Annotated in this window: 16 protein-coding genes; 15 read left to right on the plus strand and 1 reads right to left on the minus strand. The window is 71.3% G+C overall.

Translation table 11 applies throughout. The annotated features are described in order from the left end of the window. Positions 1-173: 173 nt before the first annotated feature. The 15 genes from AMK18_RS01010 to mmuM all read left to right on the plus strand — a co-directional run bounded on the left by AMK18_RS01010 (position 174) and on the right by mmuM (position 13,884). Positions 174-1,184, plus strand: a complete 1,011-nt coding sequence (locus AMK18_RS01010; protein ID WP_443333211.1) for an ABC transporter permease — start codon at positions 174-176, stop codon at positions 1,182-1,184. Next, a complete protein-coding gene (locus tag AMK18_RS01015; protein WP_073861276.1) occupies positions 1,181-2,128 on the plus strand; it encodes a carbohydrate ABC transporter permease in 948 nt (315 codons plus the stop codon). Before AMK18_RS01010 ends, AMK18_RS01015 begins: the two co-directional genes overlap by 4 nt. 52 nt (positions 2,129-2,180) lie before the next feature. After that, positions 2,181-3,821, plus strand: coding sequence for an extracellular solute-binding protein (locus tag AMK18_RS01020; RefSeq protein ID WP_073861277.1), 1,641 nt, complete (start codon positions 2,181-2,183; stop codon positions 3,819-3,821). Positions 3,822-3,860: 39 nt separating this feature from the next. After that, positions 3,861-5,036 (plus strand): Gfo/Idh/MocA family protein, encoded by a 1,176-nt coding sequence (locus AMK18_RS01025; RefSeq protein WP_073861278.1) that lies wholly within the window; start codon positions 3,861-3,863, stop codon positions 5,034-5,036. 271 nt (positions 5,037-5,307) lie between these two features. After that, entirely contained in the window at positions 5,308-6,306 is a 999-nt protein-coding gene (locus AMK18_RS01030) for an MBL fold metallo-hydrolase (protein WP_073861279.1), read from the plus strand. 62 nt (positions 6,307-6,368) lie between these two features. Beyond that, entirely contained in the window at positions 6,369-7,718 is a 1,350-nt protein-coding gene (locus AMK18_RS01035) for an ATP-binding protein (protein ID WP_073861280.1), read from the plus strand. Then, positions 7,715-8,140 (plus strand): roadblock/LC7 domain-containing protein, encoded by a 426-nt coding sequence (locus AMK18_RS01040; protein ID WP_018105823.1) that lies wholly within the window; start codon positions 7,715-7,717, stop codon positions 8,138-8,140. Before AMK18_RS01035 ends, AMK18_RS01040 begins: the two co-directional genes overlap by 4 nt. After that, on the plus strand, positions 8,137-8,490 hold the full coding sequence (locus AMK18_RS01045; RefSeq protein WP_018105822.1) for a DUF742 domain-containing protein: 354 nt from the start codon (positions 8,137-8,139) through the stop codon (positions 8,488-8,490). The genes AMK18_RS01040 and AMK18_RS01045 overlap by 4 nt, the downstream gene beginning before the upstream one ends. Beyond that, entirely contained in the window at positions 8,468-9,082 is a 615-nt protein-coding gene (locus tag AMK18_RS01050; protein WP_018105821.1) for a GTP-binding protein, read from the plus strand. Before AMK18_RS01045 ends, AMK18_RS01050 begins: the two co-directional genes overlap by 23 nt. Beyond that, positions 9,079-10,353, plus strand: coding sequence for a cytochrome P450 (locus tag AMK18_RS01055; RefSeq protein ID WP_073861281.1), 1,275 nt, complete (start codon positions 9,079-9,081; stop codon positions 10,351-10,353). The genes AMK18_RS01050 and AMK18_RS01055 overlap by 4 nt, the downstream gene beginning before the upstream one ends. A gap of 83 nt (positions 10,354-10,436) precedes the next feature. After that, a complete protein-coding gene (locus tag AMK18_RS01060) occupies positions 10,437-10,856 on the plus strand; it encodes a cell division protein SepF (protein WP_198956924.1) in 420 nt (139 codons plus the stop codon). Between the two features lie 7 nt (positions 10,857-10,863). Then, positions 10,864-11,223, plus strand: a complete 360-nt coding sequence (locus AMK18_RS01065) for a nucleotide pyrophosphohydrolase (RefSeq protein ID WP_073861283.1) — start codon at positions 10,864-10,866, stop codon at positions 11,221-11,223. A gap of 146 nt (positions 11,224-11,369) precedes the next feature. Continuing rightward, positions 11,370-11,906: a DUF6099 family protein gene (locus AMK18_RS01070; protein ID WP_073861284.1), complete on the plus strand. Its 537-nt coding sequence runs from the start codon at positions 11,370-11,372 to the stop codon at positions 11,904-11,906. A 96-nt stretch (positions 11,907-12,002) separates the two neighbouring features. Next, a complete protein-coding gene (locus tag AMK18_RS01075; protein ID WP_018105816.1) occupies positions 12,003-12,926 on the plus strand; it encodes an LLM class F420-dependent oxidoreductase in 924 nt (307 codons plus the stop codon). Positions 12,927-12,939: 13 nt separating this feature from the next. Then, positions 12,940-13,884 (plus strand): homocysteine S-methyltransferase, encoded by a 945-nt coding sequence (gene mmuM / locus AMK18_RS01080; protein WP_073861285.1) that lies wholly within the window; start codon positions 12,940-12,942, stop codon positions 13,882-13,884. A gap of 112 nt (positions 13,885-13,996) precedes the next feature. On the opposite strand, the gene AMK18_RS01085 is transcribed toward mmuM, so the two are convergent. After that, entirely contained in the window at positions 13,997-14,851 is an 855-nt protein-coding gene (locus tag AMK18_RS01085) for an RCC1 domain-containing protein (RefSeq protein ID WP_073861286.1), read from the minus strand. Positions 14,852-14,937: the final 86 nt, after the last annotated feature.

Below are 14,937 nucleotides of genomic sequence, written 5' to 3' on the forward strand. Positions count from 1 at the left end.
TAGATGTTCGTTACCTCTGCGAAATGAACAACTCTTGCCATATGGCCGCACGGTCGTGAACTATGTGCCTGTCGCCGCGAAGAGGCAGCGGACGCGCTTCCCCGAAGTGCGCGCCGCCCTCCACGTATGCGGGACGTTCTCTCGCTCCATCAGCCCTGGAGGTGCCTGTGACGATGGCAAACCCGCCGGTCACAGCTGCGCGGCCGCCCGTGCCGCAGCCCCGCGACCCGGAAGACGCGGAACGCCCCGCGGGGAGGAAGGGCAAGAAGAAGCGAATACGGCAGCCGCTCCGGCAGCGGCTCAAGCGGGACAAGGCGCTGCTGCTCTTCTGTCTCCCCGGAGTGCTGTACTTCGTCCTCTTCTTCTATCTGCCGCTCGCGGGCAACGTCATCGCCTTCCAGGACTACCAGCCGTTCCTGGGCTTCAAGCAGAGCCCGTTCGTCGGGATGGCGAACTTCACCGCGCTGCTGGCCGAGCCCGAGTTCTGGAGCGCGGTGTCCAACACCCTCCAGATCACGGCGATCCAGCTCCTCCTGTACTTCCCGGCGCCGATCGCCCTGGCCCTGCTGCTCAACTCGCTCATCAGCGAGAAGATCAAGCGGTTCATCCAGACCGTCGTCTACCTGCCGCACTTCCTGTCCTGGGTCGTCGTCGTCGCGATGTTCAAGCAGGTGCTCGGCGGCGCCGGATCGGTCACCACGCTCCTCATGGAGCACGGGGTCAGCATCGGCAACGTGATGACCGACCCGGGAACCTTCAAGTTCCTCATCACCGCGCAGGCCATCTGGAAGGACTGCGGCTGGGGCACGATCATCTTCCTGGCGTCCATCGCCTCGATCGACATGGGTCAGTACGAGTCGGCCGCCATGGACGGCGCCGGCTGGCTCCGCCGGATCTGGCACATCACCCTGCCCGGCATCCGGCCGGTCATCCTGATGCTGCTCATCCTGCGGCTCGGCGACATCCTCTCGGTCGGCTTCGAGCAGATCCTGCTCCAGCGCGACGCCGTCGGCCCGGACGCCGCCGAGGTCATGGACACCTATGTCTACTTCCACGGCGTCGTGGACGGCGACTGGGGCATGAGCACCGCCGCCGGACTGATGAAGGGCGTCATCGGATTCGCCCTCATCCTCGCCGCCAACAAGCTGGCCCACCGCTTCGGCGAGCAGGGAGTGTACCGATGAGTGAGTCCGTCGCGACCCGGCTGCGCGCCGCCCGGTCCGGGGCCGCCCGGCCCCGCAGGTCCAACGGCCGCCCGCCGTGGATGGAGCGCCCGCACTGGTACGGGCAGGGCGCCAAGGGCCTCGCGCTCATCGTGCTGACCGTGATCGTGCTCTACCCGTTCCTCCTCGCCATCGGCACCAGCCTCGCGGGCCGCGAGGAGCTGAACGCCAACGGCGGCTACGTGCTGATCCCGCACCACCCGACGCTGGAGGCGTACCGCGTCATCCTGTCCGGGGGCGTGGTCACCCGGGCCGCGGTGGTGTCCATCTTCATCACGCTGATCGGGACCGCGCTCAGCCTGGCGTGCACGGTGATGATCGCGTACGGCACCTCGCGGCCGGGCACGGTCCTCGCCAAGCCGATCCTGCTGCTCGTGCTCGGCACGTTCCTCTTCGCGCCCGGCATCATCCCGACGTACCTCGCGGTCCAGCAGTTCCACATGCTGGATACGTACGCCTCACTGGTCCTTCCGGTCCTGCTGAACGCCTTCAACATCGTGGTGGTCCGCTCGTTCTTCCAGTCCATTCCGGAGGAGCTGTACGACGCGGCGCGCATCGACGGCGCCAACGAGGTCACGGTCCTCTTCCGGATCGTCCTCCCGCTGTCGAAGGCGGTCCTGGCGGTGGTCGGCCTGTTCTACGCCGTCGGGTACTGGAACAGCTTCTTCAACGCGGTGCTGTACCTCAACGACTCCAGCAAGTTCCCCATCCAGGTGATCCTGCGGAGCTACGTCCTCAACGGGCAGAGCATCAACGCCTCCGCGATGGGTGTCCACTCCATCCCGCCCGCGACCTCGCTGCAGATGGCCGTACTGATCATCGCGATCGTGCCCATCTTCTGCGTCTACCCCTTCCTGCAGAAGTTCTTCGTCAAGGGCGTTCTCACCGGGGCGATCAAGGGCTGACCCCGCCCGCCCCGCACCACCGCCCCGTACGCCACCCACTTCAAGGAGCCCCATGTCCACCCACCTGTCCCGACGCGGTTTCATGGGCGCCGCGGGAATCGCCGGCCTCACCGTCGCCGGTCTGACGACCCTGAGCGCCTGCGGCAGCGGCGCCACGGTCAGCAAGGGCGGCGCCAAGGCGTCGGCCAAGCTCAAGCTTCCGACGTACGTGGCGGCCCAGACCGCCCCCGCCGACCTGGCGGGGAACGCGGCGGGCCTCGACGCGACCTACCTGCGCTACCCCAAGAAGCTCACGAAGTCCGTCGCGAAGACCCCTGGTGACGGCAGCCGCATCACCGCCCTCACCGAGACGTTCACCACCCCCGCCCCGCCGCAGGCCAAGAACGGCTACTGGCAGGAGCTGAACAAGCGGCTCGGCGCGCAGTTCGACATGACGATCGTCGTGGACCAGGGCGTGGACGCGTACCTCACCAAGTTCAACGCGATGATGGCCGGCGGCGACATACCCGACCTGGTCTGGTTCCCGCCGAACCAGGGCATCCAGCGCGTGCCCGAGCTCCTGGACGCCAAGTTCCACGACCTCACCCCCTATCTGTCGGGCGACGCGGTCAAGGCGTACCCGAACCTCGCGAACCTGCCGACCACCGCCTGGAAGACCGCCGTCGTCAACGGCAAGATCCGCGGCGTCACCGTCGCGTACGGCTCCATGGGCCAGGTCTACGTCGTCAACCAGGACTTCTGGAAGCCGGTCGGCGGCGCCGAGTTCAGCAGCGCCGAGGACTTCCTCGCCAAGGGCAAGGAACTGCTGGACGTCAAGCGCAACAAGTACGTCCTGGAACCGGCGTACGTGAACCACATCGCCCAGTTCGCCCAGTGGTTCGGCGCCCCCAGCGCCTGGCGCCTCGAAGGCGGCAAGCTGACGCACCAGTACGAGACGGAGGAGTACCAGGAGGCCCTGGCCTTCGCCGTGAAGTGCGCCCGGGCCAAGCTCTTCTGGCCGGACCCCAACCTCAGCACCACCATGGAGAAGATGGCCCAGGGCTCCCTCGGCGCCTACGTGCAGTCCTTCCCCAGCTTCCTGGTCGACGCCAAGACGTACGACTTCCCGTTCGGCGTCATCGTGCCGTTCGCCGCCAAGGAAGGCGCCACGCCGCACTACAACATGGGCTACGGCTCCGTCGGCTATACGGCCATCAACAAGAAGGCCGACGACAAGCGCGTCAAGATGCTGCTGCGCGTTCTGGACTACCTGGCCGCCCCCTTCGGTACGGAGGAGCGCCTCTTCCTCGACAACGGCATCGAGGGCAAGCACTGGAACCGCACCTCCGACGGGGACGTGAAGCTCACCCCCAAGGGCAACTCCGAGGCCGTCACCACCGCGATGCCGCTGGCCTTCCTCGCCGCCGGGCCCGAGTACATCTACCTGCCGGGCCGGGGCGACCTGGCCGGAAAGATCCACGGCTGGCAGCAGGACCTCCTCAAGATCGCCCAGACCAACCCGACGAGCGGCCACTTCTCGGACACGTCCACCAGCAAGAGCCCGTCGCTCACCACCGCCATGAGCGATGTCCAGCTGGACATCGTCGCCGGCCGCAAGCCGATCTCCGCCTTCAAGGACGAGCTGCGCAAGTGGCGCTCCGGCGGCGGCGACAAGATGCGCGCCGAGTTCGAGGCGTCGCTCGCCGGCAAGTAACGTCCGCCCGCACGACCCGCACCAACTGAAGGGACTCCCGTGTCAGACCTGCGAATCGGCGTCATCGGGCTCGGCCTGCGCCGGTCCATCGCGACGTCGGCCCACCACCCCGGCAAGGGGTCGGCGATCACCGCCGTCTGCGACCTCGACCCGGAGGTGCGCAGCCGGGAGGCCGAGCGCTTCGGCGCCGAGATCGCGGTCGAGGACTACAAACTGCTCCTCGGCCGGGACGACCTGGACGCGATCATCGTCGCGACCCCGGACGACACCCACGAGGTCATCGCCATCGACGCCCTGAGGGCCGGCAAGGCGGTCTTCGTGGAGAAGCCGCTCGGCATCTCCGTCGAGAGCTGCGACAACATCCTGCGCGCCGCGTACGAGACCGGCACCCGGCTCTACGTCGGCCACAACATGCGCCACATGGGCGTCGTCCGGCTGATGCGCGACATCATCGCGCGCGGCGACATCGGCGAGCCCAAGGCCGTCTGGGTACGCCACTTCGTGGGCTACGGCGGCGACTACTACTTCAAGGACTGGCACGCCGACCGCACCCGCACCACCGGCCTGCTCCTCCAGAAGGCCGCCCACGACATCGACGTGCTGCACTGGCTGGCCGGCGGCTACACGCAGCGCGTCAACGCCCTCGGCGACCTGCTCGTCTACGGCAACCTGCCGCGCCGCGAGCCGGACACCCCGCGCCCCGACAACTGGCTGCGCGAGTTCGACTGGCCGCCGACGGCCCGCAAGGACCTGCACCACATCGTGGACGTCGAGGACGTCTCGGTGATGAACATGCAGCTGGACAACGGGGTCGTGGCCGCTTACCAGCAGTGCCACTTCACCCCCGACTACTGGCGCAACTACACGGTCATCGGCACCGAGGGCCGGCTGGAGAACTTCGGCGACGGCCCCGGCGACGAGGTCAAGGTCTGGAACACCGGCCCCAGCGGCTACCGCGCCGACGCCGACATCACCTACCGGGTGCCCGAGGCCAAGGGCTCCCACGGCGGCGGCGACAGCCGGATCATGCAGGAGTTCGTCCGCTTCGCCCGCGAAGGGGGACTCACCGACACTTCCCCGGTCGCCGCCCGGATGAGCGTCGCCGCCGGTGTCCTCGCGACCCGCTCCCTGCGCGAGGGCGGTGCGCCCTTCGAGGTGCCGCCGCTCGACCCGGAGCTGATCGCGTACTTCGAAGGCGGTCAGGTCCGTTCCTGACGGCTGACCCCACGGGCCCCCGGCGCACCGCTCACGCGGTCGCGACGGGGGCCTTTCGGCGTCTCTTTTCAGCCATGCTCAATGGGTAATCGGCCCCTTCCGGTTTGACGGTGCCGTCTCCCGTAATGGTGACGAAGGCGGTCCGAAGTGGTGTCGTACGGTCACCGCCCGGCCGTCCGTACGGCGGGTCAAGGTCTGTTTCCAGCCAATCACGTGCCCATCTGGCCGGGTTCGAACGCGCGACCGGAAACCGGTCGGCATAATCGCGTCCATGTCGATCACGGGTGGGGATGTCGTTGACCTTGGCAGGGGCCTGTACGCCTGGCTCCCGCCGAAGCGTGGCTGGGGGCTGGCCAACTGCGGCCTGCTCGTCTCGCCCCGCGGCGCACTGTGGATCGACACCCCGTACGACCCGGTGCTCGCCGGTCAGTTCCTCGCCGAGTCCACCAAGCGGCTGCCCGACGGCGTGACCATCGACCGGGTGGTCGTCACGCACGCCAACGGCGACCACTTCTGGGGCGCGGGCGTGCTCCCGGACGCCGAGATCATCGTGACCCGCGAGGCCCGGGAGCACATCCACTACGAGCCCTCGCCGCAGCAGCAGCACGCGCTCGTCACCGGCGGCGACCCGGCCACCCCGCTCGGGGCCTACCTCGCCCGCCACTTCGGCCCGTTCGACTGGTCGCGGACCGAGCCCGTCCGGCCGACCACCTACTTCACGGGCGAGCTCGAACTGAGCCTCGGCGACTACCCGGTGCAGATCACCTCGCTCGCCCCCGCGCACACCACCGGCGACCTGATGGTCCACCTGCCCGCCCAGTCCACCGTGTTCAGCGGCGACATCATCTTCTCGTCGTCCGACGAGCAGCCCGGCGACCACCCGATCCACTGGGAAGGCCCGCTGAGCAACATCATCGCGGCCTGCGAGCAGGTGCTGGCCACCGGTGCCGAAACGATCGTCCCCGGCCACGGACCCGTCCTCGACCGGAACGGCGTCCGCGAGCACATCGCGTACCTCGCGTACATCCAGGAGCGCGCCCACGCCCTGCACGCCGCGGGCGTCCCCGCCATCGACGCGGCCCGCCAGGTCATCGCCGAGGGCCGCTACCCCGGACTCGGCCTGCCCGAGCGCCTGGTGGTCACCATCGGCAGCGAATACCGGCAGCTCGACGGCTCGGAACGGCGCAGCGTCGTCCAGGTCATGACCGATGTCGCCACGGTCGCCCACGAAGTGGAGCAGGTCAGTGAGCCGGCAGGCAGCGCGGGCTGACCGCGCGGTCCCGCCCCGCGCGCACCGGCGGACCGACCCGACGAGAGAAACGCGGTAACGGCATGGCATGGATCATCGCACTGCTCGCCGTCGTCGCCGCGGTGGCGGGCTTCACCCGCGCCTACCGGACCGGCCTCCTGGAACAGCAGGCCGTCACCCGCGCCGAACTCGCCGAACGCCAGGCCAAGGCCGCCGAGGCCCGCACCGCCGCCCTCCTGGACGAGATCCGGCAGCTCGCGCGCAGGCGGATACCCGCCGCCGCCCTCGCCCTCTCCCACCCCAGCGCCACCGTCCCCGGACTGCGCGAGGCGGCCGAGGTCGACGGCGGCGCCGCCCTCCTGCTCACCGAGGCCGTCCAGGCCGCGCGGACCGCCGTCCTCGAAGAGCGCGGACGCGTCGACGCGGCGGCCCGCGCCGCGATGCGCGGCACCGCCGCCAAGATCCAGTCGCTCCTGAACCAGTCCCAGCAGCTGCTGCACGAGCTCCAGCACGAGTACGACGACCCGCGCATCCTCCAGCTCGACTTCCGCAACGAACTCGCGCTGCGCCGCACCCAGTCCACCGCCGTCCTCTGCGACGCCTGGCCCGGACTCGCCCGGCAGAACTCCCCGCTGGTCGAGATCGTCCTCGGCGCCCAGTCCCGCGTCGCCGGCTACGAGCGGATCAAGGTCTCCAACCACCTGCGCGACGAACGCCTCGCGCTCGCCGCCCGCGCCGCCGAACCCCTCGCCATCGCCCTGGCCGAACTCCTCGCCAACGCCACCGCGTACTCCCACCCCGACACCGACGTCCAGGTCACCGTCCAGCAGAGCGGCGGCCGAGGCGCCTTCCTCGTCGTGGACGACGCGGGCATCGGCATGGACGAGGACGCCCTCGAACGGGCCCGCGCCCTGCTCGCCGGACCCGCAGAGGTCCTGCTCACCGAGCTCGGCGACCCGCCGCAGACCGGCTTCGCGGTCGTCGGCCGGCTCGTCGTGCAGTACGGCTTCGAGTGCCACATCGAGGCGTCCCCGTTCGGCGGCATGCGGACGATCCTGCGCGTCCCGGCCCACCTGCTCACCGTGCTGGACGAGGACCGGAACCTCTCCGCCCTCGCCCCCGCACCCGTGACCGCCGCCGCGGCCCAGCCCGCGCAGACCACCACGGACACCCCCGCGCCGGACGCCGCCGGGCCCGGCGGACTGCCCAGCCGGCGCCGTCGGGCGCCGCGCCGCACCCCCGCCGCGGCCACCGCCGCCCGGGCCGCCGAGCCGGACGCCGCCCAGCCGGCCCGTACTCCGGAGGCGGCAGGGGCTTCCTGGGCGGCCCTCCAGCAGGGCACCCTCAACGGCAGGAGCGTCACCGGGCGGCCCGCCGCACCGGACACCGGCGCCCCCGACCACCAGGACGACCAAGGAGACGACGAGAAGTGAGCACCCCCAGTCCCCACTCAGGCGACCTCGCATGGGTGCTGACCCCGCTGCTTGAACTGCCCGGAGTCCAGCACGCCGTGGTCGCCACCGGCGACGGCCTGGTCGAAGGCGCGTCCCCCGGCCTCGACCGCGCCTCCGGCGAACGGGTCGCCGCGATGACGGCCACCCTGCACGCCGCCGCCCGCGCCTTCACGACCGCCTTCACCGACGCCGAGGCCCCGCAACTGGCCCAGACCGTCGTGGAGTCGGACCTGGGCTTCGCCATCGTCGTCCCGGCCGGACGCAACACCACCCTCGCCCTGTTCGCCGAACCCGGTGCCAAACTCGGCGACATCGCCTACCAGATGCAGGTCCAGGTCACCGCGCTCACCCGGGCGATGCACGCACCCGCCCGCCAATCGGACACCGCCGCCCGGCCATGACCCCCGGCCCAGCACGCCGTCTGATCCCCGCCTATCTGGTCACCGGCGGCAGGTCCCGCCCCGCCGGCCCCGCGCTCGACCGGCTCGCCGTCCTCGTACGCACCGACGCGCCCGTGCCCGACGACGCCGGAACCCAGGCCCGCAGACTCTGCGACCTGCTGGAACCGGGTGCCCTCACCGTCGTCGAGTGCGCGGCCCACCTGGACCTGCCGGTCAGCGCCACCGTCTTCCTGGCCACGGACCTCGCGGCCACCGGACTACTGCTCACCCGACCGCCGATACCCAGTGCCGGGCAGATCGACAGGTCGCTTGTCGAGAGGCTGCTCGATGGACTCCGCTCCCTCCCCTGACCGGACCGGCGTCGGCTATCTGCCGGCCGCCGCCCGGACCCTGATGAAACTCGTCGTCACGGGTCCCTTCGGCGTGGGCAAGACCACCCTGATCCGCACCCTCTCGGAGATCGCCACGCTCCACACCGAGGAGGCGATGACCCAGTCCAGCACCCGCGTCGACTCCACCGCCGGACTCCCCGACAAGACCACCACCACGGTCGCCATCGACTTCGGCCGCCTGACCGTCCCGGACGACCTGGTGCTCTACATGTTCGGCACACCCGGCCAGGAACGGTTCCTGCCGCTGTGGGAGGACATCGCGCGCGGCGCCCTCGGCGCGCTCGTCCTCGTGGACACCCGACGGCTCGCCGACTCCTTCGCCGTGATGGACATGGTCGAGGAGCAGGGGCTGCCGTACGCCGTCGCGGTGAACCGTTTCCCCGACGCCCCCGCACACAGCGACGAGGTCCTGCGCAAGCACCTCGACCTGGACGACACCACCCCGCTCGTCCAGTGCGACGCGAGGGAGCGGCGCGGCAGCATCGACGCCCTGATCGCACTCGCCGAACACGTGCTGACCCGCATGCCGCAGCCCGAGGACGCCTCATGACCACGTACGCACCGCCGCCGCAGCCCCTCGCGCTCTTCGGCCCGGCCTTCGCGGCCGACCCGCAGGGCCACTACCGCGCCCTGCGCGCGCACGGCCCGCTCGCACCGGTGCGGATCGCCCCCGACGTCGAGGCCCTGCTCGTCACGGACTACCAGGCCGCCATCGACGTGCTCCGCGACACCCACACCTTCAGCAAGGACCCCCGCACCTGGCAGGCGACCATTCCGCCGGACTCGCCGGTGCTGCCCGTGCTCGGCCACCGCCCCACCGCCCTGTTCAGCGACGGCGCGGTGCACGCCCGCTACCGCGAGGCCATCAACGACAGCCTCGCGCTGATCGAACCGCACGTCCTGCGCGCCGAGGTCGCCCGCGTCGCCCGCCAGCTCATCGGCCGGTTCGCCGCCACCGGCAGCGGCGACCTCATCGCCCAGTACGCCCGCCGCCTCCCCATGCACATCTTCGTCACCTGGTTCGGCGCCGACCCCAAGGACGGGGAACGCATCGTGGACGGGATCGCCGGGATGATGAACTCGGCCGCCGACGCCGCCGCCGCGTACGCCGACCTGGTCGACGTCGTCACCCGCCTCGTCGCCGACCGGCGCGCCCGGCCGCGCCGCGACCTGACCTCGTACTTCGTCGCCCATCCCGCCGGGCTCGACAACGACGAGACGGTGCGTCAGATCACCCTGGTGATGAGCGCGGGCAACGACCCGATGACCAACCTCATCGGCAACGCCACGCTCCACATGCTCACCGACGAGCGCTACGCGGGCTCGCTGCACGGCGGCGCGATGACCGCCCACGAGGCGATCAACGAGGTGCTGTGGCGCGATCCGCCGATCGCCAACCTGGCCGCCCACTACCCGCGCCACGACACCGAGTTCCACGGCGTCCGGCTGCGCGCCGGACAACTCCTCCTGGTTTCCTACGCCGCTGCCAACTCCCAGTCCCCGCCGCCCGCGTCCGACGACGGGCTCCGGTCCGGGGCCAGCGCCCATCTCGCCTGGTCGGCCGGGCCCCACCGCTGCCCCGCCAAGCAGCCGGCCCTGCTCATCGCGATGACCGCCATCGAACAGCTCACCAGTCTCCTGTGCGACGCGCGGCTCGCCGTGGCGCCGGAGGAACTGCTGTGGCGCCCCGGCCCGTTCCACCGCGCGCTGGCCCACCTCCCGATCCGCTTCACCCCACTGGACACCACCGCCGCGCCGACCGGCGCCATCACGGTCGCGGAGCCCGCGGACGTGATTCCGGCGGCGGCAATCACCATCTGAGCCGTGTCGCTCGTAGGCCGAACGGGTGAGGGAGGGGACAATCGCCCGATGAACAGTGAGCGTGACCGGCACAACGCCGACCGATGTGCCGACGGGGTGGTCCGGTGAGCAGGTACGACAGGTACGACGTCACGGACGAGCAGTGGGAAGGGCTGGCCCAGGTCGTACCGCTGCGCAGCCGCGACGAATGGCCCTCCCGGGTGGACCACCGCACCGTCCAGGACGATCCGGAGCCCGCCGAGCAGCGGCGCATGGTCGTGCTGCGGGTCCAGGTGTTCGCCGACGCCCGCGAGGTCGCGGAGTACCTGGTCGCCCAGGTGCCGGTGCTGCTCGACCTGACCAGTGCGGAGGCCGATGTGGCCAAGCGCATCCTGGACTTCGCCAGCGGTGTCGTCTTCGGGCTCGGCAGCGGCATGCACCGGGTGGACCGCAACGTCTTCCTGCTGTCGCCCGCCGGCATGGAGGTCGAGGGCGTCACGGCGGCCGGGGTGCCGGGGGCGTAGGAAAGCGGTGACCGAACTCGACGTACACACCCTCCAGCGGCGGCTGGCCGCCTTCGCGGACGCGCGCGACTGGGGGCAGTACCACACCCCGAAGAACCTGGCCTCGGCGCTGAGCGTGGAGGCCGCCGAACTCCTGGAGATCTTCCAGTGGCTGACGCCCGAGCAGTCGGCGCGGGTCATGGAGGATCCGGAGCGGGCGCCCCGCGTGGCGGACGAGGTCGCGGACGTGCTCGCGTATCTCCTCCAGTTCTGCGAGGCGCTGGGGATCGACGTCCTTGCGGCGCTCGCGGCCAAGATCGAACGGAATGAGTCGCGCTTTCCGGTCCCTGGATCAACGGGCGACCAAGATCGTCACTCTTCGGAGTGATCGACTTGTTCACATTCGATTCTGTGTCCACAGATTTCCGAAATCCTCTGGCCTTTCGGTGCGACCGCCTTCACTGTGGGTAATGAACGTGGTGAGCGGGTTTTCCGCAGCGACGAGCGGGATTTCGCGTCGAACGGGGGCAGTCGATGGAAGCGGAACGGCTGGTAGCGGTCATCAGGCAGGCGCTGGCGCAGAGCCGGGGCACACCGGACATCATCGCCGAGGCGTGGCAGGCGCAGGCCCTGGCCCAGGCGGTCGGCAGCCGGCTGGCCGCGGCCGGTCCCAAGGAGCTGAGGGCCGAGGCGGGCGCCCTCAGCGAGACCGGGGGCCGGAGCAGCGGCGCGCTGGACCACCCGGCGGCCCGTGCCGGGGTGGCCCGGGCGGCGCGGCTGACCGAGGTCGCCGATCCCCGCGCGGCCCTGACGGGCCTCGCCGCGCTGCTCGGGGAGGTCGGTATGGCTCTGGTCGGGGTGGCGTGCGAGACCGATGAACAGAGCCTGTACTGGCAGTGCATGGAGGCGATCGACGCCGCCGACGAGTCGACGGACCGGGTCCACTCCATGCTCCGTCTCCTCGACGAGCGGGAGCGCGAGCAGCGGGAGGACCTGGAGCGCGGCCGGGAGCGGGACGGCCCGCACGGGATACTGCGCGAATCCGTGGGCCCGGTGACCGGTATTCAGTGACCGGTACGCCCTCCGGTACGCCCTCCGAGGCCGCGACTCCGTGCCGACGGTGCCCCGGAGCGGGGCGGGCGGCGCGTGCGGGTGCAGGATGGAGGCATGGATCTTCGCATCTTCACCGAGCCCCAGCAGGGCGCGAGCTACGACACCCTCCTTACCGTCGCCAAGGCCACCGAGGACCTCGGCTTCGACGCCTTCTACCGGTCCGACCACTATCTGCGCATGGGTCAGGGCGACGGCCTGCCCGGCCCCACGGATGCCTGGATCACGCTGGCCGGGCTGGCCCGCGAGACCAAGCGCATCCGCCTGGGCACGCTGATGACGGCGGGCACCTTCCGGCTCCCCGGCGTCCTCGCCATCCAGGTCGCCCAGGTCGACCAGATGTCCGGCGGCCGGGTCGAACTGGGCCTGGGCGCGGGCTGGTTCGAGGAGGAGCACAAGGCGTACGGCATCCCGTTCCCGAAGGAGAAGTTCGGCCGCCTGGAGGAACAGCTCGCGATCGTCACGGGGCTGTGGGCGACCGAGGTCGGCAAGACGTTCAGCTACGACGGCACGTACTACCAGCTGACGGACTCGCCCGCGCTGCCCAAGCCGGCGCAGGCCAAGGTGCCGGTGCTCATCGGCGGGCACGGCGCGAAGCGCACCCCGCGCCTCGCCGCCCAGTACGCGGACGAGTTCAACATCCCGTTCGCCTCGCTGGAGGACAGCGAGAAGCAGTTCGGCCGGGTCCGGGAGGCGGCCGAGGCCGCGGGCCGCAAGCCCGACGACCTGATCTACTCCAACGCGCTGGTGGTCTGCGTCGGCCGGGACGACGCGGAGGTGGCGCGCCGGGCCGCCGTCATCGGCCGGGACGTGGCCGAGCTGAAGGCCAACGGGCTCGCGGGGTCGCCCGCCGAGGTGGTCGACAAGATCGGGCGGTACGCGGCGATCGGGGCGTCGCGGATCTACCTCCAGGTCCTCGACCTGGACGACCTGGACCACCTGGACCTGATCTCGTCCCAGGTCCAGTCCCAGCTGGGCTGAGAGCGGGGACGCGATGACACCGGGGCCCGCCCGCCCGCTGGCCGCCGCGCTGGCCGAGGGCACGCTCGTCCTCGACGGCGGGCTCTCCAACCAGTTGGAGGCGCAGGGCTGCGATCTGTCCGATGCGCTCTGGTCCGCCCGGCTGCTCGCCGACGGACCCGGGCAGATCGAGGCCGCCCACACGGCGTACGTGCGGGCGGGGGCCCAGGTGCTCATCACGGCCGGCTATCAGGCGAGCTACGAGGGGTTCGCGCGGCGCGGAATCGGGCGGGACGACGCGACTCGGCTCTTCGCCCGCAGCGTGGAGCTGGCCCGCCGGGCGGCCGGCACGGTGGACCGGGACGTCTGGGTGGCGGCGTCGGTCGGCCCGTACGGGGCGGTGACGGCGGACGGGGCGGAGTACCGGGGCCGCTACGGGCTCACCGTCGGGGAACTGGAGCGCTTCCACCGCCCCCGCGTCGAGGCGCTGGCCGCCGCCGGGCCGGACGCGCTGGCCCTGGAGACGGTGCCGGACATGGACGAGGCGCGGGCGCTGCTGCGGGTGGTGAGGGACTACGGGCTGCCGGTGTGGCTCTCCTACACCGTGGCCGGGGACCGGACCCGGGCCGGACAGCCGCTGGACGAGGCGTTCGCCCTGGCCCGGGGGCACGACGAGGTGATCGCGGTCGGCGTCAACTGCTGCGACCCGGCCGACGCGGAGGCCGCCGCCCGGACGGCGGTCCGCGCGACCGGGAAGCCCGCCGTGGTCTACCCGAACAGCGGCGAGCACTGGGACGCGGCGTCGGGCGCCTGGACCGGGGCCGCCACGTTCGACCCCGGACGGGTGGAGGCGTGGCAGCGGGCGGGCGCCCGCCTGGTCGGCGGCTGCTGCCGGGTGGGGCCGGCGGAGGTCCGGGAGATCGCGGCTGCGCGGTGCGATGCGGCTGGGGAGACCGCGAGGGGAAGCCGCCCGGGCTGACGCGATGGCGGCCCGCGCGGAAGCCCCGTTCGCGTCGGCGGCCCCCGCCCCGGCCCGGCCGAGGTCGCGCCGGACAGGAATGGTCGGACAGGCCCTGGAAGTCGGACAGGCCCTAGAACCGGTGGATGCCGGACCAGGTGTCGACCTCGCACTGTCCGTCCGCGTTGTTCCCCGTGCCGACTACGGTGCCGTCGCCACGCAGGCCGAGGGTGTGCGTCGAGCCCGCCGCCACGGCGACGATGTCGCGCCAGCCATCGACCCCGCACTGCCCGTAGCTGTTGTCGCCCGCCGCGAGGACCCGTCCGGACGCCGTGACGCCGACGGTGTGGTGACTGCCCGCGTCCAGCGCCACCACGTCCTCCCACGCATCCACCTCGCACGCCCCGGTCGCCCGGTCGCCGGTGGCCAGGGCGCGCCCGTCGGTTCCGAGGCCGACGGTATGGAGGTACCCGGCAGAGATGGCGGCCAGCCCCCGCCACCCGTCCACGGCGCACTGCCCGCGCCGGTTGTTTCCCGTAGCCACCGCGGAACCGTCCGACCGGACGCCGACCGAGTGCCAGTCACCGCACGAGAGAGCGACCATCTCGCGCCAGGGCTCCACCTCGCACTGCCCTTCCGCGCACCGGCCCGCTGCCACTACGCGGCCGTTCGCGAGCAGCCCGAGCGTGCGGCGCCACCCCGCCGCCACGGCCGTGACGCCCCGCCATCCGGAGACGTCGCACTGCCCGTCGCCGTTCCAGCCGGTCGCCAGGACTATGCCGTCCGAACGGAGCGCCACCGTATGGGATCTGCCCGTGTTCCTCGCGGTGTGGACGTTGCCCGCCACGACCGAGACCACGCCGGCCCATCCCTCGACACGGCACTCGACGGCGGCGAGGCCGCTGCCTGCGGCGAGGACGGTGCCGTCGCGGCGCAGGCCGACCGAATGACGCCTTCCGGCGGCCAGCGCCGACGAGTGCGCGGACATCTCGCCTCCTGGGGACTGGTGTGTGTGCTGCGAGGGACACGGAAATTGCCTGGTGAGGGGAGCGCGGGCGGATCATACTCAAACGT

It is taken from the genome of Streptomyces sp. CB01249 (assembly GCF_001905735.1).
Taxonomy (GTDB): domain Bacteria; phylum Actinomycetota; class Actinomycetes; order Streptomycetales; family Streptomycetaceae; genus Streptomyces.